Below are 19,661 nucleotides of genomic sequence, written 5' to 3'. Positions count from 1 at the left end.
TGCGTATTTATGGCATCAGCACAGAATACAACAGTAACGATTCATGCCAATCAAGGTAAGAACAAAATTAATAAAGAAATATATGGGCAATTTGCTGAACATCTCGGCTCATGTATCTATGGTGGTCTTTGGGTAGGTCCACAATCAAATATACCAAATACCGATGGATACCGCAATGACGTACTAAAGGCATTGATAGATTTAAAAGTCCCAGTACTTAGATGGCCTGGAGGTTGCTTTGCTGACGAATATCATTGGATGGATGGTATTGGACCTAGAAACAAGCGACCAAAAATGCAGAATAACAACTGGGGTGGCACTATTGAGGATAACTCTTTTGGTACACATGAATTCTTAAATCTTTGCGAAAAAATAGGTGCAGAACCATACATTAGTGGTAACGTTGGTTCTGGTTCTGTTGAAGAACTTGCAAAATGGGTTGAATATATGACCAGTGATGGTGACACTCCTATGGCTAACCTACGTCGTAAAAATGGACGTGAGAAATCCTGGAACGTTAAATATCTTGGTGTAGGAAACGAAAGCTGGGGTTGTGGTGGAAACATGAGACCTGAATATTACAGCGATTTGTTCCGTAGATATTCTACTTACTGCAGAAATTACGACAATCATAAATTGTTTAAGATTGCATCTGGTGCAAGCGATTATGATTATGATTGGACGAAAGTGTTGATGAATAATGTTGGCAACCGTATGAATGGCTTGTCATTACATTATTACACTGTAACAGGTTGGAATGGAAGCAAAGGATCTGCTACTAAATTCTCTAATGATGATTATTATTGGACTTTAGGCAAGTGCCTCGAAATAGAAGACGTCATAAAGAAACATAGTGCAATTATGGATGAAAAAGATCCAAAACAGCATATCGGACTTCTTGTTGATGAATGGGGTACTTGGTGGGACGAAGAACCAGGGACAATTAAAGGACACCTATTCCAACAGAATACAATGCGTGATGCCTTTGTTGCAGCCCTATCTCTAAACGTTTTCCATCGTCATTCCGACAGAGTACGTATGGCTAATATAGCTCAAATAGCAAACGTTCTACAGAGCATGATTCTTACTGACACAACTGGTAATGGGCACATGGTACTTACTCCTACATATCATGTTTTCAGAATGTATCAGCCATTCCAGGATGCTACATACCTTCCACTTGATATAAAGTGTGATTCTATGAAAGTTCGTGATAACAGAACTATTCCTATGGTATCAGCAAGTGCAGCTAAGACTAAAGATGGTAACATTGTAATCTCGCTAGCAAACGTAAGTCTTGATAAAGCACAGAATATTGATGTTGACATCGAGGATGCTGGTATTAAAAATATTACTGGAGAAATTCTTACAAGTAAGAATATAAGTGACTATAATGATTTCAACAATCCTGATGTGGTAAAACCAACTGCTTTCAAGGATGTTAAGATCAAGAGAAACACTTTAAAAGTTAAAATTCCAGCTAAATCAATTGTAGTTTTAAATATTAAATAGTATATTTGTAAAATCAATAATACAACAATGAACGATATTAAAGTAATGAACCACGCAGCTGACAACATTCGTATTCTTGCTGCTTCAATGGTAGAGAAAGCCAATTCTGGTCATCCTGGAGGTGCTATGGGTGGTGCAGATTTCATTAATGTACTTTTTTCAGAATTTCTAGTATTTGATCCTGAAAATCCTTCATGGGAAGGACGTGACCGTTTCTTCTTGGATCCTGGTCATATGGCTCCAATGCTTTATTCACAACTTGCATTAATCGGAAAATTCACATTAGAGGATCTACAACAACTTCGTCAATGGGGTTCAGTAACTCCTGGTCACCCAGAGCGTGAAATTGCACGTGGAATAGAAAACACATCAGGACCTTTAGGACAGGGACACACCTTTGCTGTAGGTGCTGCTATCGCTGCAAAATTCTTGAAAGCACGTCTTGGAGATGTTATGAATCAGACGATTTATACATATATATCAGATGGTGGTGTGCAAGAAGAAATTTCTCAAGGTGCTGGTCGTATAGCCGGAACATTAGGACTAGACAATCTAATCATGTTCTATGATGCTAATGACATTCAGCTTTCTACAGAAACTAAGGTTGTTACAATAGAAGATACAGCCAAGAAGTACGAAGCTTGGGGATGGAAAGTTATTAAGATTGATGGCAACGATTGCGAACAAATCCGCAAAGCAATAAACGAGGCTAAAGCCGAAACAGAACGCCCTACCCTTATTATAGGTCATTGCGTTATGGGTAAAGGCGCTCGTAAGGATGATGGTTCTAGCTATGAGCATAACTGCAAGACACATGGTGCACCTTTAGGTGGTGATGCATTTGTTAATACAGTAAAGAACCTTGGTGGCGATCCAACAGATCCATTCAAGATTTTCCCTGATGTTCAGAAACTTTATGCTGATCGTCTTGCTGAACTTAAAAATATTGTTGCTAAACGTTATGCTGAAAAAGAGAGTTGGTCTAAGGCTAATCCTGAAAAGGCAGAACTCTTGAAAGTATGGTTTAGCGGTAAAGCTCCTAAGATTGATTGGTCAAAGGTTGAACAGAAGGCTGGTGCCGCTACACGTGGTGCATCTGCTACTATTCTTAGTGTACTTGCAGAGCAAGTTCCTAATATGATCTGTGCTTCAGCTGACCTTTCAAATTCTGATAAGACAGACGGATTCCTGAAGAAGACACATAACTTGGAGCGTGGTGATTTCAGCGGCGCATTCTTCCAGGCAGGTGTTTCAGAACTTACAATGGCTTGCTGCTGTATTGGTATGTCACTTCACGGTGGCGTTATCCCAGCATGTGGTACATTCTTTGTATTCTCTGATTACATGAAACCAGCAGTTCGTATGGCTGCATTAATGGAAGTTCCTATTAAATTTATTTGGACCCACGATGCATTCCGCGTTGGTGAAGACGGACCTACACATGAGCCAGTTGAGCAGGAAGCTCAGATCAGACTTATGGAGAAGTTGAAGAATCACCATGGCAAAGACAGTGTAAGGGTTCTACGTCCTGCTGATGCAGAAGAAACAACTGTATGCTGGAGAATGGCTATGGAAAATACTTCTACACCAACAGCACTTATTTTCTCTAGACAAAATATCGAAATGCTTCCAGAGGGTAACGACTACAATCAAGCTGAAAAGGGCGCATACATTGTTGCTGGTTCAGATGAAGACTTCGATGTAATTTTACTTGCATCTGGTTCAGAGGTTTCTACCCTTGAGGCTGGTAAAAAGTTACTTAATAATGATGGCATCAAAGTTCGTATATTAAGCGTACCTTCAGAAGGCTTGTTCAGAAGTCAACCTAAGGAATATCAAGAGAGCATTCTACCAAGAAACGCCAAGGTATTCGGTATGACAGCAGGATTGCCTGTAACACTTGAAGGTTTAGTAGGTGCTTACGGTAAGGTTTGGGGTATGGAAAGCTTTGGCTTCTCTGCACCATACAAAGTACTTGATGAGAAACTTGGTTACACAGGTCAAAATGTGTACAATCAGGTTAAGGAACTACTTGCAGAAAAGTAATAGTTAACATATTTGGGGAGTGACTGTAATTCAGTCGTTCCCCTTTAACATCTTAAATTTATATGCCTATGGAAGTTAAAACTGTTGGAATAGCTTGCGATCACGCAGGTTTCCCTTTGAAACAATTTGTTTTAGAGTATCTTGATAAAAAAGGATACGCTGTGAAAGATTTTGGAACATATAGTGATGAGAGCGTTGACTATCCTGATTTTGCACACCCATTAGCAGAGGCTATTGAAAGTGGAGAAGTTTATCCAGGTATCGGTATTTGTGGAAGTGGTGAGGGTATGGCAATTACTCTTAACAAGCATCAAGGTGTACGTGCCGGACTTGTTTGGAATAAAGAAATAGCTCAATTGATTCGTCAGCATAATAATGCAAATGTTATTGTACTTCCTGGTCGTTTTATCGATAACAAAACAGCTGAAACTATTTTAGATGAATTTTTCAAAACAACATTTGAAGGCGGACGCCATGAGCGTCGCGTAAAAAAGATAGCAATACCAAAATAATAAATTAATTATTAAAGCTTTATTTAGGAGAAGACTGGTAATAGTCTTCTCTTTTTTATATAACTGAATACGATAAAATAGACTTAGGTATTTGAATAAAATATTGCATAAACTTATTGATCGCAATCAATATAATATCATGCTAGAATATTTAAGCTGTATAATAGAAATTAGCACAGAGCCATTTTTATATAAACATCAGAACTAAAAGGGCTCAGTTTAGTCAACCATAAAAAGGCTATAAAAGATGAAAGGAATCTGTCTCACGACAAATTCCTTCCACATACTTACTAAAACTAAATTAACCACTAAAAAAACTAATCTTATTTAAAGTTATTGTCTTTAATCTTTTTTTATAGCCAAACACATTACGCATTTAGGTAACTGCAAAAGTAATATATATTTTTGAACTACCAAAAATTTAAACGCATTTTTTTCATAATTTAATTACTTTTCTAACTTGAATATCAGATAATTAAAATCTGTAACCAAAGGTCAACTGTAATTGGCTATGCTTATTACTAACCTTTGTTGCAGAAACTGCATTATCTTCTGCAGATGGAGTTTGACCTTCATAATAGTTCATAAAAGGATAGAAATCTCCATTCTGTGCTGAATATTGGTAAGCCAAATCAATATTAAATTTATCAATTGAATAGCCTAAACCACAAGTAAATCTATTTGTATTTTTCCAGTTTACGAAACTTGTTTCACTTGCATAATATGAACCTGGAGATGAAATTGTTCCATCCTTATATCCATTTTTGTCATACATTGCACTAAGATAATTATAACCTACACGAACAGCAAGTTGCGGAGTAACCTTTACTTCTGCACCAACTTTAAAGGTATGAACACCTTTAAGAGTATTCTCTGTGTGGTGATTCATATTCTTATCACTACTACTTGTTTCATAATATGAATTATACCATGAATCATAATATCCACCATCATTAACTCTTGTATCCATACTTCCATAGTCTGCATACTCATAAGTAGCACCAAGTGCGATAAAATTATCAATAGTATGTCCAAGACTTAAACCAAATTTCCAAGGAGTATAAAGCTTAAAGTCATAAGACTCGCCTACGCTTGATGCCTTGTTACCAGCAATCAGAGCTGTAGAATTAGAAGTTGTCAAGTCATACCAAGTCGGTGTGTTAATATACATACCGATTCTAAATGGACTACCCTCTATTGGACGGAATATAGCACCGACTTTGATATCATAACCAGTACCTGTTATTTCACGATTATCAGCTAGCAAAGAACCTGGAATATGATCAATGTTTGCTGCGTAATGCTCAGAATATTCAGAGTATCCTTTATAATGAACATCATGAATACCAAATGTCAAACCTAAATAAATACGGTCCTGAATGTTTCCACTGACATTAAAATCATATTCACCGATATATCCTTTAGACTGCTGGTTAAACGTATAATCAGTTGCAGGGTAGTTATAATAGGTCTTATCTGTTGAATTATATATAAGATTATTATAATAAAGATTATCTACCTGACTATAAGTCATATCGGTACTTTGAGTGATGACATTGTTACGAAACTTCTGATACGTAAGTTTGTTTTGTGATGCATTAGACAATGCACCAGATGCATTTAAGATCTGATCAAAGTTACGGCTCTTGTGATAATTAAATCCAAAGTTCAGAAAAGAATTTCTTCCATTACGTAAACTATAAATAAATCCAGCCTGATCAAAGCTAGCATTAGTCTTACCTAATGAGCTAAACTTACTTGCATCTTGTTGACTTACAAGTCCAAAAGAAGTTTCGGCTTTAGATTTACGAAACAATCCAATACCAGCAGGGTTAGTACTCATTGTAGAAAGGTCAGCACCTAAAGCCTCCATAGCACCACCCATACCTACGTAACGGGCGGTACCATTAAGGTCGTTATCTATCAACTTCGTATTCTCATATGTTTCCTGAGCACTTATAGGAAGTGCAGCAAATGCCATAAAGGCAATTGAATAATATATCTTTTTCATATTCTTGTGAATTTCAGTTTGTTATTTTTATCTATGTCCACCAAAACTACCACCTGAGTGACCTCCGCCGCCACCAAAGCCACCAGAACGGCCACCGCCAAAACCGCCACCACCGCCGAAGCTGCCTGAACCATAAGAAGGCGAAGGAGTTCTATCGAATGAGCGTGAATTATCAAATGTACGTGTGTTGTTGTTCTGATTGTTTACAGCGCGTGAACCACCAAAACGTCCAGAGTTGTTTTGCGTTCCAAAACTTCTGTTACCAGAACCTTGGAATCCAGAAGATCTACTTCCATTTCCGCGTGCGCCTCCAAAGGTACCCTGTGCAAAAGAGCCAGAATAATTACCATTTACAAAAGAATGATTTCTAGTCCCTGTCGGACGATCATAAGAAACATATCCTCCACCGTAATATGGATATCCATAATAACCTGAATACCAAGGATCATACCAACCGCCATAGCGATAACCATAATAGCCTGTGTACCATGGATCATACCAAGAATCGTAGAATGGATCATAGAAGCCATAACTCCAGCGAGGACCATAGCCCCAATATGGACCGAATCCATAGCTCCAGCTATAATACCATGGGTCATAGAAACCATCCCAACGACTCATACGTTGGCTATATCTATAATCATCATCATTATTGTCTGCCATTTGAGAATAATAATTACCTACAAATGTAGTATCTACATTGGTTGAATCTGGATATAATCCATTACCTTGTGAAAATTGTATTATATCATTCCCTTTATTATCTGTGCCAATTTTTTGGTAATGGCTCCAGAACTTACCATGACGATTATATTCATCAACATTTCTGTTGCTTCCTGAATAATTGTCATTTCTATAGGAGTTTGTTGCGGCATCCTTCTTCGGTGTGAAGTAGAGGTCGTCGTCCTGAGCCATCATAGACAATGGTAGAACTCCAGCAAGGACTGAGATGAGAATAAATTTCTTCATTTTCTTGTCTCTTTATTTGTTTACACTATATTTCAATTACAAAAATATATATTATTTTAGTGCAAATGTAAGGAAAATCCCTAATCCGTGATAGGTTTTTCCCTATTTTTTATATATTTGCATTCAAATTTAACAACATTATGAAATATTTTGAAATTAGTTATAGTATAAAGAGCAGTATAGATGTTTTTCAAACAGCTCGAGACTTGCTAGCTGACGCCGCTGGTGAAGCAGGTTGTGAATCATTTGAAGAAACATCTGATGGTCTTATTGCATACTGTCAGGTAGACAATTGGGATGAGGACTTAATGAAGAAGTCTATTGAGGATTTTATCATCCCAAATGTTGAGATATCTTATAATGTCAAATATGCAGATGATAAAGATTGGAATCAAGAATGGGAAGAAAAAGGATTTGAGCCAATTAACATAGACAATAAGATCATAGTATGTGATGCGAAGAAGCCCTTACCAAAGGGAATGCCATCAAATACAGAACATATTTTCATTGACGCAAAACTAGCTTTTGGAACAGGTACACACGAAACAACAAGGATGATTGTTTCTACCCTCTTACATCTTGATCTAAAAGATAAAATGGTATTGGATTGTGGATGTGGTACAGGAATATTAGGTTTAGCAGCAGCAAAACTTGGTGCAAGCAATGTCGTTGCATATGACATAGATGAATGGAGCGTGAATAATGCAAGACACAATGCAGAGATCAACGCTATTGGAAACATCAGCGTATATCAAGGTGATTCGAATGTACTCAACCATATCTCTGGTATTTTTGATATAGTCATGGCAAACATCAATAGGAACATTCTCTTAAACGACATGCCTACTTTTAAAAGTTTAATGACTACAGGTTCTCTACTTATTTTAAGTGGGTTCTATCAGAGTGACATTCCTGTACTTTTAGATAAGGCAAAAGAGCTTGGTCTTGAAGAATATGGCAGAAAGCAAGATGGAGAATGGGCTTGTTTGGTATTGTTGTTGAACCAATAATTTAGCAATATCTACCAATTATCATTTCCAATGGTAAGTTTCTTTAAATCATAATAACTACCATTGTAAATATTAAAGTCTACATATCCTTTTATACCTGGAAGTCTTCCGGCATCAGTATGTTGCCAGAACTTCCACGGTCCTTTATATTCCACCTTTTCTACATAGTAGTGGGCTATCCAATATGGATAATCATCAAAGACTGGAGCTGCAAGATAATTTTGCTTAAACTTATAGTATGTATATATAATGGGCTTAACATGATATTTATCTTCCACAATATGGAGCCATGTTAAAACATCACGTTGAAAATCCTCTGTACTTTCGCCTTTTGGCTTATGTTCAACATCAAGTATTGGTGGAAGGTCACCTTCATTAAGATGCACTTTATCAAGAAAATAATAAGCCTGTTCACGAGCCGATGAATTATTGCTCCAAAAATGATAAGCTCCTCTTATAAAACCATAATCACCAGCACTTTGATAATTTTCATAAAAAGTCTCATCAAGATTATTAACACCTTCAGTACTTTTCATGATTATGAATCTCACAGGGCAGCCTTTAATCATTGCATTTGACAGTGCGTCCCAATCAATGTTATCTTGATAATGCGAAATATCAATACCATGTATCTCATAACCTTCTGGATATTTAGCATCACCATATAGCGCACGCCATCTGAATCCTGTTGGACTGACAAAAAAATAGTAAAAACACCAAACGTACAAAGCAATTATACCTATTGCCCCGAGCATTACTGCCCATCTAGGGTACTTATGAAATGGGTATGACAGTTTATGTTGCGTGGTATGCCCTTTACGCTTACTTTTGGTCTGCGTAGAACGACTTTTCCCACTGCTTATACTTTTTTTACTATTTGTCATACCTGATTTATGAAAAAAGGATAGGGTTGTCATTATCTTTTCAAACGACTACCCTATCCCTGATATATCACTTAATATTAATCTTGTTCAAGTTTCAGAGTCTTTGTAGTCTGATCACAAACTTCAGTTGGACCCCAATATTGAATAGGACCTGGGTAAACATAGGCTGTATTCTTAGCCCATTCGTCACGCTTTGCAGCAAATGCCTTAAATGGTTTACCATCTAGTTCAACGAGAGCCTTACGGATAACTGGTTTCATTTCTCCGTTACGCTTCTCCATATTCATCATCATTGTGATTGGAACACCACCAGCTTTCCACTCATTAGCGTTTGCTGTAGTATTCTTTACGATAGCCATGTAACCAGTCTTTCCTGCTGCAACAAGTTGTGCTGCGCTAGTTCCGAGAGCATAGCAATAGTCAGCGTCGAAGTTAGAAGGAGCTGCACAACGTCCTTCGTAACCGAAGAAGTGATGCTGAGCTGCGAACTTACCATCGAATTTACCTTCTTTAGCCCATTTTGCAAGAAGAGAACCAACCATATCGCTAAGAAGTTTTTCAGTCTCAATGAGAGAAACCTGAACATTTCCATGAGGGTCACGATCAAGACTCAACTGTCTTGCAACACCTTCTGGAAGAGTTTCGAATGTAGCTGCATTTTCCTTTGAAAGATGAGCGATAATATATTTACGCTGAGCATCTTTATCCAAATCCTTATAGTCTGCACCATGAGCAGCCAACAAGTCATTCAATTCCTGAATCAGTCTACCGATAGCAGGAATAAATTCGATAAGACCTTCTGGAATAAGTACAACACCGAAGTTATTACCCTGCTTTGCACGATATGCAACAACCTTAGCGATGTCCTCTACTACTTGATTAAGAGTCATATCCTTTGCCTCAATCTCTTCAGAAATCAAGCAGATATTTGGCTGAGTCTCCAAAGCACATTCAAGTGCGATATGAGAAGCTGAACGACCCATCAATTTAATGAAGTGCCAGTATTTACGTGCTGAGTTACAGTCACGCTCGATGTTACCGATAAGTTCAGAATATGTTTTAGTAGCTGTATCGAAACCAAAACTTGTTTCAATCTGCTCATTCTTAAGGTCACCATCAATAGTCTTAGGGCAACCGATAACCTGTACACCATATTTCTTGGCAGCATAATATTCAGCCAAAACACAAGCGTTGGTATTTGAATCATCACCACCGATTATAACAATAGCGTTAATATCTAGTTCGCGAATAATCTTCAAGCCCTTTTCAAACTGATTTTCTTCCTCCAATTTTGTACGACCAGAACCAATCATATCAAAACCACCTGTGTTACGATACTGGTTCAAGAATTCTGCTGTAATCTCAATATAGTTATGATCAACAAGACCACCAGGACCCATTAGGAAACCATAAAGACGGTTTTCAGAATTGAGCTTCTTTACGGCGTCAAACAAACCACTGATAACGTTGTGACCACCAGGAGCCTGACCACCAGAAAGAATAACACCGATGTTAATCTTCTTTTTGTCAGCGTTCTCACCTGGTACAAACTCAATAAGAGGCATACCATAAGTGTTTGGGAATAATTTTTTAATTTCTTCCTGATTGTCCACACTCTTGGTAGAAGCACCTTCTTTAACTTTTACGGCACCTTGAAGAGCCTTAGGCAGCTTTGGCTGATATGCAGCTCTTTCTTTTTGCAATGCGCTAATTTCCATAATTGCTTTTAGTTTTTATAATCAACGAATAATTGAATTTCCAATAAGACACATGCAAAAATAAGACTTTTCCATGAAATAATGAAAGAAAAAATGATAAAACCGAAAATTAGAAACATTTTTTTGATTTAAAGTATTGCTTTTCCTATTTTTTTTCTATCTTTGGCAAGTAAAAGACAATAATAAAGGAATAATTATGGCAAACAAGAGAATTTTAAAACGAACTATAAACTATATTTGTAGCGACTTATTTGCTGAAGCTGTAGCAGCTTCTTTGTATGGTGAAAAGCCGAATAAGGATAATATAGATGCACTGTTGACATCAATAATCATTATACATAATGACTTCATAAGCCGCATTTCGCACCCAGAACCTGGTATGAAAACAAAGACTTATTACAAAGCCATTATTGAGGATTTCAATAAACAGGCTAGTGAGATGGTAGACCAAATACAGAATCTTTAAATTCATGCGATGATAAATAGAATCTGTAATTGGATATTGTATAATAAAATGGGATGGACAAAAAATATTACTGTTGACCACCCTGATAAGTTTATAATCTGTCTTGCACCACATACTAGTAATTGGGATTTTGTCATAGGACAGCTTTACACACATGCAGAATGTTTAAAAACTAATTTCCTAATGAAGAAAGAATGGTTTTTCTGGCCATTTGGTAAGATGTTCCATAAGTTAGGAGGAATCCCAGTTTGGAGATCAAAGCATACGAGTATGACAGATAATTTGGCAGAGACAGCCCTTAAAGCTAAATCATTCAAGTTGTGTATAACACCTGAAGGAACTCGTTCCCCTAACCCAGACTGGAAAAAGGGATTTTATTTTATTGCGCTAAAAGCCAATATACCTATCCTTCTTTATGGTGTAGACTACGAAAAAAAGACTATTACTTGTACAGAATCATTTATTCCTACAGGTGATATAGATAAAGACATGCCTATTATAAAGGCATATTTCAAAAATTTCAAAGGCAAAAAGCCTAAGAATTTTGCATACTAATTACGTTAAGATATGAATAGAATAATAGTTACTGTTTTCACCCTTTGTTTATCAACATCTTTACTGGCATTGCCACCAAATGATAAATTAGCTATCCAAAGGGAAATTAGCAACTATTTCTTAAGATATGATAATGGGAAAAACTCTCTACCAGAACAAATTAGAATCCTAAATTTCGATATAGATGACAATGCTAAGACTATTAAATTAGAAATTAGCAATTCTTTTGCCGCACAAGAACTCACACAGAAATCGGTAAAGAAAATATATAAAAAGATTAGCAATATTTTTCCTTCTCAATACAATCAGTATAAGATGATAATAATATCTTGTGGCATGCCGATAGAGCAACTTGCCACAGATGCTACTATTGCTGATAATGAGAGTAATAAGTTCTGGGGAGATATAGATTATCATGATCAGCCTTGGGTTACAAATGCATCCCTACCATACAGTATTACACATGGACTCTATGACCGCCACATCACTCTATGGGCGAGTCATGGACGATATTATGACAACGACAAAAGAGAATGGAAATGGCAGCGTCCTAATATGTTTGGCACTACCGAAGATTTGTTCACCCAAACTATCGTTATACCCTATCTTATTCCAATGCTGCAAAATGCCGGAGCTTGCGTATTTACCCCAAGGGAACGTGATTGGCAGAAAAATGAATATATAGTTGATAACGATATTTCTAAGGCTCCAAACTATCTTGAAGTCAATGTTAAAGGCGAATGGAAAGAGTTTGAAGGTAAGGGATTCTCGTTCCATGAAGGAACATATAAGGATGGAGAAAATCCTTTTGAGCAAGGTACTGCCAGAATGATAAAGGCTACCAAAAGCAAAAAGAAGTTTTCTCTAATTTCATACCAACCTACATTTGCATCTTCAGGAAGATATGCTGTATATGTAAGTTATCAGACAACTGAAAACAGTGTTCCTGATGCTGAATATATCGTTTACCATAATGGAAGTGAAACCCATTTCAGAGTCAATCAGACTATGGGTGGCGGAACTTGGGTGTATCTCGGAACATTTGACTTTGCCTCAGGAAATAATCAATACAATCGTGTCGTAATAACAAATAATTCTCACAACCATGGAGTCGTAACAGCCGATGCCGTTAGATTTGGTGGTGGTATGGGAAACATTGAACGTGGTGGAAGCGTAAGCGGATTTCCTCGTTGCCTTGAGGGTGCACGCTATTCTGCACAATGGGCAGGAGCACCAACGAGTGTTTATGACAGCAAGGAAAACGGCAATGACTACGGCGATGATATCAATGCAAGACCCTACATGAGCAATTGGCTTGCTGGCGGTTCATGTTATGTCCCTACGATCGAGGGAAAAAAGGTACCTATAGAATTGTCTCTAGCTGTGCATAGTGATGCTGGATTTGACAAAATCGGAAATAGCATTATCGGTTCACTCGCTATATGCACAACAAACTTTAATGAAGGCAGGCTTAATTCTGGAGTTTCAAGAATGACATCACATGATTTTGCCAAGTCACTTCTTGATGGATTCGATCGTGACTTAGGAGCTTTTGTCGGTAAATGGAGCCGCAGATATCTATGGGATAAGAATTATTCAGAGACTAAGAATCCTGAAGTTCCTTCGGCAATTATTGAGACCTTATCACATCAAAGTTTTCCTGACATGGAATTGGGACAGGATCCTAATTTCAAATTTTGCATGGCCAGATCATTATATAAATCAATTGTCAGATATATTAATAACGCACATGGCAAACCAACTGTAATTCAACCACTTGCACCTAATGGATTCAAGATTGAGTTTATAGATGGGGATGAAGTTAAATTGTCATGGAAGGCAACAGAAGATAAATTAGAACCTTCCGCCTATCCTACCGCTTACAATGTATATACAGCTACTGGAGAATCTGATTTCGATAATGGTTCGTTAGTATTAAAGAACTACACCATCCTGCATATAACACCTGGTATCCAATATAATTTCAAGGTTACAGCTGTTAATCGTGGCGGTGAGAGTTTCCCCACAGAAGTTTTATCAGCCCTTTATCAACCGTCTGCAACAAAAACAGTACTTGTCGTAAATGGCTTTGACCGTCTTTCAGCTCCTGCCGTCATTGACAATGATAGCATTCAAGGTTTCGATTTCAACAAAGATCCAGGTGTGTCTTATGGTCTTACAGCAGGTTGGAACGGTAAGCAAATATGTTTTGATAAAAAGAAAATCGGCATAGAAGGTCCTGGTGGACTTGGATATTGTGGAGATGAACTGGCTGGTAGTTTCATAGCTGGTAACAGCTTTGATTATGTTAAAGAGCATACTCAGGCTATAGCTACTGCTGGGAAATATAATGTAGTAAGTTGTTCGGCTGATGCAATAGAAAGCGGCGACATCAAACTATCGAATTATACTGCAGTAGACTTGATACTTGGTCTCCAGAAATATGATGTACATTCTTTGAAATATTACAAGACATTTACTTCTGAAATGCAGAACGCTTTGCAAACCTATTCACAAAATCACGGTAATATCATCGTCAGTGGAAGTTATATTGCAAGTGATATGACTACAGACAGCGAAAAGATGTTCTTGAAAAATATATTGAAAGTAACAACTGCTGGGACGGATTCTGTAAATAGTGACATGCAGATTAACGGACTTGGTAAGCAGTTCTATCTATTCAGAGCTCTTAACGATGCACATTATGCAGCAACATCATCAGACGAAATAACACCTGCATCGGGAGCTATATGCGCTATGCAATACAACAACGGTAGCGGTGCAGCTGTTGGTTATCAAGGTAAAGACTACAATAGCTTTACCGTTGCATTCCCGTTAGAGTGCATTGCATCAAAGAAAGAGCGCAACGACATCATAAGAGGTATTCTCAACTATGTCATGCCTGACAAAGTGAAATCTAAGTAGAAAATACAGTTAAATATATGTTTAATCTTTAAATAAATAAAACCATGTATAAAATTCAAGCAAATCAGTCTGGTACACGTTCAATAGAAATCACTGACCAGCATTTGGAGACTATCGACAAATATCAGTTAATGCGCAATCTTGTCGACAGTAATGGCATCATTGACGAGATTGTACTTGATAAGTTGAAATTCAATGTGCGCTCACTCATTGAGAGTGAAAACGGCAACGACAAGAATCTTCTTGATTTATGTCTTGACGTAATCTATAACGCTAATATGAAGGCAGTTGGACTACACAATTTCGTATTGTTGTATGCTGACTGGAAGAGCAAGCGCAAAGAACTCGAAGTGGATAGTCCACAAGAAGCATAGTTAATAATATGGCTTGACATGTTTCGGCATGTCAAGCATTAAAATTTAAAGATAAGATTGGATTCAGAACAATACAAATTGACAGATTTTCTTCCAACTACAAAGAAAGAGTGTGAACTCCGTGGTTGGGACGAACTTGATGTTATTTTATTTTCGGGTGATGCGTATGTTGATCACCCATCTTTTGGCGCTGCTGTTATCGGCAGAGCCCTTGAAGCAGCAGGCTATCGTGTAGCAATTGTTCCACAGCCTGACTGGCATGGCGATTTCAGAGATTTCAAAAAATTAGGACGTCCAAAACTCTTCTTCGGTATTTCACCGGGATGCATGGACTCTATGGTAAACAAATATACAGCCAACAAACGATTACGTTCTGTTGACGAGTATAGTCCGGACGGTCGTCACGACTGCCGTCCTGAGTATCCAACTGTTGTATATTCACAGATATTAAAGAAAATATATCCTGACGTACCAGTCATTCTTGGAGGAATAGAGGCCTCAATGCGCCGCCTCACACATTATGACTATTGGCAGGACAAACTACGCCGTTGCATTCTTTGTGACAGTGGCGCAGATATGATATTATATGGTTCAGGTACCAAATCAATTATTCAGGTAAGCAAAGATATTGAGTCTGGAATGTCTATCAATGACATGCACAACATTCCTCAAACTGTCTATCTCGCAAAAGAGGGCGATATCTATGGCGGAATAAAAGAAGACGACATCATTCTTCATTCTCATGAAGAGTGTCTAGCTAACAAGAAAGCTGAAGCAGAAAACTACAGACATATTGAGGAAGAATCAAATAAGATTCATGCACAAAGATTGCTCCAGCAGACTGGTAAAGTATATGCTGTTGTAAATCCTCCTTATCCCACAATGACAACCGAGGAACTTGATGCTTCTTTCGATTTGCCATATACCCGACTACCACATCCTAAATATAAAGGCAAGAAGATACCGGCTTTCGAAATGATAAAGTTCTCTATCAACATGCATCATGGCTGTTTTGGTGGTTGCGCTTTCTGTACAATATCTGCACATCAAGGTAAATTTGTTGTGTGCAGAAGTAAGGAAAGCATCTTGCGCGAAGTCAAGAAAGTAATCAGCATGCCAGACTTTAAGGGCTATCTGTCCGATCTTGGAGGACCGTCCGCCAACATGTATGGTATGCATGGGAAAAATCATAAAGCTTGTGAGCTTTGCAAACGTCCGTCGTGTATCAATCCTCAGGTGTGTCCTAATCTTGATACCGATCACTCACATCTGCTTGACATCTATCATGCCGTAGACGCATTACCTGGAATAAAGAAAAGTTTTATAGGAAGTGGTGTTCGCTATGATTTGCTTTTGCATAAGGGCAAAGATGAAAAAGCAAATGCTTCAGCACGTGAATACACTCGTGAACTGATAGAACATCATGTAAGCGGAAGGTTGAAGGTTGCTCCGGAACATACTCAGGATGATGTCTTGAGGCTTATGCGCAAACCCTCTTTTAACCAGTTCTATGAATTTAAGAAGATATTCGATCGCATAAACAAGGAAGCAGGATTGAAGCAGCAGATTATACCATATTTCATTAGTTCGCATCCAGGATGCAAGGAAGAAGATATGGCAGAGTTAGCTGTACAAACTAAGGATCTTGATTTTCATCTTGAGCAAGTACAGGATTTTACTCCTACCCCAATGACTATTTCCACAGAGACATGGTACACTGGCTACGATCCTTATACATTGGAACCGGTGTTCAGTGCCAAGACTCCAAGAGAAAAGCTTGCACAACGCCAGTTCTTCTTCTGGTATAAGCCAGAGGAAAGAAGGAATATAGAACAAGAACTGCGTCGTATCGGCAGAGATGATCTTATAAAGAAGCTATATCCTAGCGGTCCTGCACGCACAGAAAAATTCCATTCTGATGTTGACAGAAACAATCACAAACCCGCTCGCAGTCGCAATTCAAAATATGAAGACCGTCCTGTAGGCAGCACCTACGATAATCCTGGTGTTGGTTCTTATGACAAGACTTCAAAATCTAAAGGTTATAAAGGTAAGAACAAAAAGAGTTATAATCCAAACTTCAGCAGTAATAATCATCGAAAATAAGGTCATAGCATCATAATTTCTAGGTATTTTAATGGCAAATAAATAAATATTTGTTTATATTGCACTTATTTTTAGTACTTTTGCAAATAGAAAATAGCAGGTATAAAATATGAAATTATCAGATTTAAAAACCGGGGAACATGGTGTTATTGTAAAAGTAACAGGTCATGGAGGTTTCCGAAAGCGCATAGTTGAAATGGGCTTTATCAAGGGAAAGAAGGTTGATGTATTATTAAATGCACCTCTTCAGGATCCAGTGAAATACAAGATAATGGGCTACGAAGTATCTTTACGTCGTACTGAAGCTGAGATGATTGAGGTTATATCAGAATCTGAAGCCAAGGAAATGAGCAGAGTTTCAAGGCATGAATATAAAACTGCTGAGATTATAGATAGCACTGATGTTGATGAGCAACCGCTAACTGATGAACAGTTGGAAGAAGCTGCAAACAAACGCAGACATACTATCAATGTCGCCCTTGTTGGAAATCCAAACTGTGGTAAGACATCACTTTTTAATTTTGCTTCAGGAGCTCATGAGCGTGTAGGTAACTATTCTGGCGTAACAGTTGATGCGAAGGTTGGGCACACAGAATATGAAGGTTATGAGTTTAATCTTGTCGACCTTCCTGGCACTTACAGTCTTTCGGCTTACTCGCCTGAAGAACTATATGTTCGCAAGCAGATCATCGAAAAGACGCCTGATGTTATTATAAACGTCATTGATGCAAGTAACCTTGAGCGTAACCTTTATCTCACAACGCAACTCATTGATATGCACCTTCGTATGGTGTGTGCGTTAAACATGTTTGACGAGACTCAGAAGCGTGGAGATAATGTTGATTACAACAAACTTTCTGAGCTATTTGGTGTTCCAATGGTTCCTACAGTTTTCAAGGATGGAACCGGAGTTAACGAAATGTTTCATCAGATAATAGAGTTATATGAAAGTAATGAGGATGACAAGCCACATTTCCGCCATATACATATCAATCATGGACACGAAATAGAAAACGGAATTAGTCACATACAGGAATATCTAAAGAAAGACGAAGCTTTGCGCCAAAGATATTCTACACGTTATCTAGCAATAAAACTTCTTGAAAACGATTCTGAAGCAGAAAAGAAAATAAGGGCTTTGCCTACAGCTGATGCCATATTGAAGGCTCGTGATGCAGCCGCTCAGAGAGTATTGGATGAAACTGGAGACGACAGTGAAACCGCTGTCATGGATGCAAAATACGGTTTTATTCATGGAGCACTTCAAGAAGCAGAATATGAGACTGGAAAGAAAAAAGATACTTATCAGATGACTCATTACCTTGATAATATCATCACAAATAAGTATCTGGGATTCCCTATCTTTATTCTCATGCTGTTTATCATGTTCACCGCAACATTCATTATTGGTCAATATCCAATGGATGCCATTGAAGCATGTGTATCATGGTTGGGAGATTTAATAACCAACAGCATTCCTGATGGTCCAGTGAAAGCAATGCTTGTAGATGGAATTATAGGTGGTGTAGGAGCCGTAATCGTATTCCTTCCACAGATCCTCATTCTCTACTTCTTCATCAGCTTTATGGAAGATTCCGGATATATGGCACGTGCAGCATTTATCATGGATAAAATCATGCACAAGATGGGACTTCATGGCAAGTCGTTCATTCCTCTTATCATGGGCTTTGGATGTAATGTACCTGCTGTAATGGCAACCAGAACAATAGAGAGCAAGCGTTCACGCCTCATAACAATGCTCATTATTCCAATGATGAGTTGTTCTGCCCGCCTACCAATTTATGTAATGATCACCGGAACTTTCTTCGCTCTTAAATATCGTTCACTTATTATGTTGTCATTATATGTTATCGGCATCTTGATGGCAGTCATTATCAGTCGCATATTTAGTTCATTCCTTGTTAAGGGAGAAGATACACCATTCGTAATGGAACTTCCACCCTACCGTTTTCCTACATGGAAAGCCATGGGCAGACACACTTGGGAGAAGGGAAAACAGTATTTAAAGAAGATGGGTGGTATCATTCTCGTTGCTAGTATCATCGTATGGGCATTGGGATATTTCCCTCATGACGAACATCTATCAAAACAGCAGCAACAGGAACAAAGTTATATCGGTAAAATTGGAAAGACAATAGAGCCAGTATTCAAGCCTATGGGCTTTGACTGGAAACTTGATGTTGGTCTTGTTGCTGGTGTTGGAGCTAAGGAAATTGTAGCAAGTACACTCGGCGTACTTTATAGCAATGATGAAAGCGTAGCTGATAATTCTGATTCTGGTAGCAAATATCAAGCTTTACATCGACAGATGACATCGGATATTGCCAGAGTACATAACATAAACTATGATGAAGCCCAACCAATTGCGACGCTCACAGCCTATTGCTTCTTATTATTTGTGCTACTCTATTTTCCTTGTATCGCTACAATAGCGGCAATAAAGGGAGAAACCGGAAGTTGGAAATGGGCTTTGTTTGCTGCGGGCTACACCACCTTTCTTGCGTGGACAGTAAGTACAATCGTATTCCAGATAGGAATGGCTTTAATATAAA

Annotated in this window: 14 protein-coding genes; 10 read left to right on the top strand and 4 right to left on the bottom strand. The window is 38.0% G+C overall.

What is annotated here, in order from left to right:
* Positions 1–9 precede the first annotated feature (9 nt).
* The 3 genes from B045_RS0112690 to rpiB all read left to right on the top strand — a co-directional run bounded on the left by B045_RS0112690 (position 10) and on the right by rpiB (position 4,070).
* Positions 10–1,512: an alpha-N-arabinofuranosidase gene (locus B045_RS0112690; RefSeq protein WP_018464639.1), complete on the top strand. Its 1,503-nt coding sequence runs from the start codon at positions 10–12 to the stop codon at positions 1,510–1,512.
* A 27-nt stretch (positions 1,513–1,539) separates the two neighbouring features.
* Positions 1,540–3,558, top strand: a complete 2,019-nt coding sequence (locus B045_RS0112685; RefSeq protein WP_018464638.1) for a transketolase family protein — start codon at positions 1,540–1,542, stop codon at positions 3,556–3,558.
* A gap of 68 nt (positions 3,559–3,626) precedes the next feature.
* Positions 3,627–4,070: a ribose 5-phosphate isomerase B gene (gene rpiB, locus B045_RS0112680; RefSeq protein ID WP_018464637.1), complete on the top strand. Its 444-nt coding sequence runs from the start codon at positions 3,627–3,629 to the stop codon at positions 4,068–4,070.
* Between the two features lie 475 nt (positions 4,071–4,545).
* On the opposite strand, the gene B045_RS0112675 is transcribed toward rpiB, so the two are convergent.
* Together B045_RS0112675 and B045_RS0112670 are read right to left on the bottom strand one after the other, a co-directional pair.
* Complete coding sequence (locus B045_RS0112675) at positions 4,546–6,081, bottom strand: OmpP1/FadL family transporter (RefSeq protein ID WP_025883343.1); 1,536 nt, start codon at positions 6,079–6,081, stop codon at positions 4,546–4,548.
* Positions 6,082–6,108: 27 nt separating this feature from the next.
* Positions 6,109–7,050 (bottom strand): hypothetical protein, encoded by a 942-nt coding sequence (locus B045_RS0112670; RefSeq protein WP_018464635.1) that lies wholly within the window; start codon positions 7,048–7,050, stop codon positions 6,109–6,111.
* 140 nt (positions 7,051–7,190) lie between these two features.
* Here B045_RS0112670 and prmA point away from each other — a divergent pair, with 140 nt between their 5' ends.
* A complete protein-coding gene (gene prmA / locus B045_RS0112665) occupies positions 7,191–8,060 on the top strand; it encodes a 50S ribosomal protein L11 methyltransferase (RefSeq protein ID WP_018464634.1) in 870 nt (289 codons plus the stop codon).
* An 11-nt stretch (positions 8,061–8,071) separates the two neighbouring features.
* On the opposite strand, the gene B045_RS0112660 is transcribed toward prmA, so the two are convergent.
* Both B045_RS0112660 and B045_RS0112655 read right to left on the bottom strand, forming a co-directional pair.
* Positions 8,072–8,944 (bottom strand): glycoside hydrolase family 25 protein, encoded by an 873-nt coding sequence (locus B045_RS0112660; protein WP_025883342.1) that lies wholly within the window; start codon positions 8,942–8,944, stop codon positions 8,072–8,074.
* 77 nt (positions 8,945–9,021) lie between these two features.
* Complete coding sequence (locus B045_RS0112655) at positions 9,022–10,662, bottom strand: diphosphate--fructose-6-phosphate 1-phosphotransferase (RefSeq protein WP_018464632.1); 1,641 nt, start codon at positions 10,660–10,662, stop codon at positions 9,022–9,024.
* A 196-nt stretch (positions 10,663–10,858) separates the two neighbouring features.
* Here B045_RS0112655 and B045_RS0112650 point away from each other — a divergent pair, with 196 nt between their 5' ends.
* The 6 genes from B045_RS0112650 (at position 10,859) to feoB (ending at position 19,660) form a co-directional block, all read left to right on the top strand.
* Positions 10,859–11,128 (top strand): hypothetical protein, encoded by a 270-nt coding sequence (locus B045_RS0112650; protein ID WP_018464631.1) that lies wholly within the window; start codon positions 10,859–10,861, stop codon positions 11,126–11,128.
* A 48-nt stretch (positions 11,129–11,176) separates the two neighbouring features.
* On the top strand, positions 11,177–11,683 hold the full coding sequence (locus tag B045_RS0112645) for a 1-acyl-sn-glycerol-3-phosphate acyltransferase (RefSeq protein ID WP_018464630.1): 507 nt from the start codon (positions 11,177–11,179) through the stop codon (positions 11,681–11,683).
* A 12-nt stretch (positions 11,684–11,695) separates the two neighbouring features.
* Positions 11,696–14,608 carry a golvesin C-terminal-like domain-containing protein gene (locus B045_RS0112640; RefSeq protein WP_018464629.1) on the top strand — a complete coding sequence of 971 codons (2,913 nt, stop codon included), beginning with the start codon at positions 11,696–11,698 and terminating at the stop codon, positions 14,606–14,608.
* A gap of 44 nt (positions 14,609–14,652) precedes the next feature.
* The gene (locus B045_RS0112635; protein ID WP_018464628.1) at positions 14,653–14,982 is read left to right on the top strand and encodes a hypothetical protein; all 330 of its coding nucleotides are present in this window, start codon (positions 14,653–14,655) and stop codon (positions 14,980–14,982) included.
* Positions 14,983–15,039: 57 nt separating this feature from the next.
* Complete coding sequence (locus B045_RS0112630; RefSeq protein ID WP_018464627.1) at positions 15,040–17,088, top strand: YgiQ family radical SAM protein; 2,049 nt, start codon at positions 15,040–15,042, stop codon at positions 17,086–17,088.
* Between the two features lie 109 nt (positions 17,089–17,197).
* Positions 17,198–19,660: a ferrous iron transport protein B gene (feoB, locus tag B045_RS0112625; protein ID WP_018464626.1), complete on the top strand. Its 2,463-nt coding sequence runs from the start codon at positions 17,198–17,200 to the stop codon at positions 19,658–19,660.
* Position 19,661 lies beyond the last annotated feature (1 nt).

Origin of the sequence: Segatella paludivivens DSM 17968 = JCM 13650 (assembly GCF_000373185.1) — a bacterium.
Lineage (GTDB): Bacteria > Bacteroidota > Bacteroidia > Bacteroidales > Bacteroidaceae > Prevotella > Prevotella paludivivens.
The sequence above is the reverse complement of the archived record's forward strand: the minus strand, read 5'-3'. Positions and strand labels throughout refer to the sequence as shown.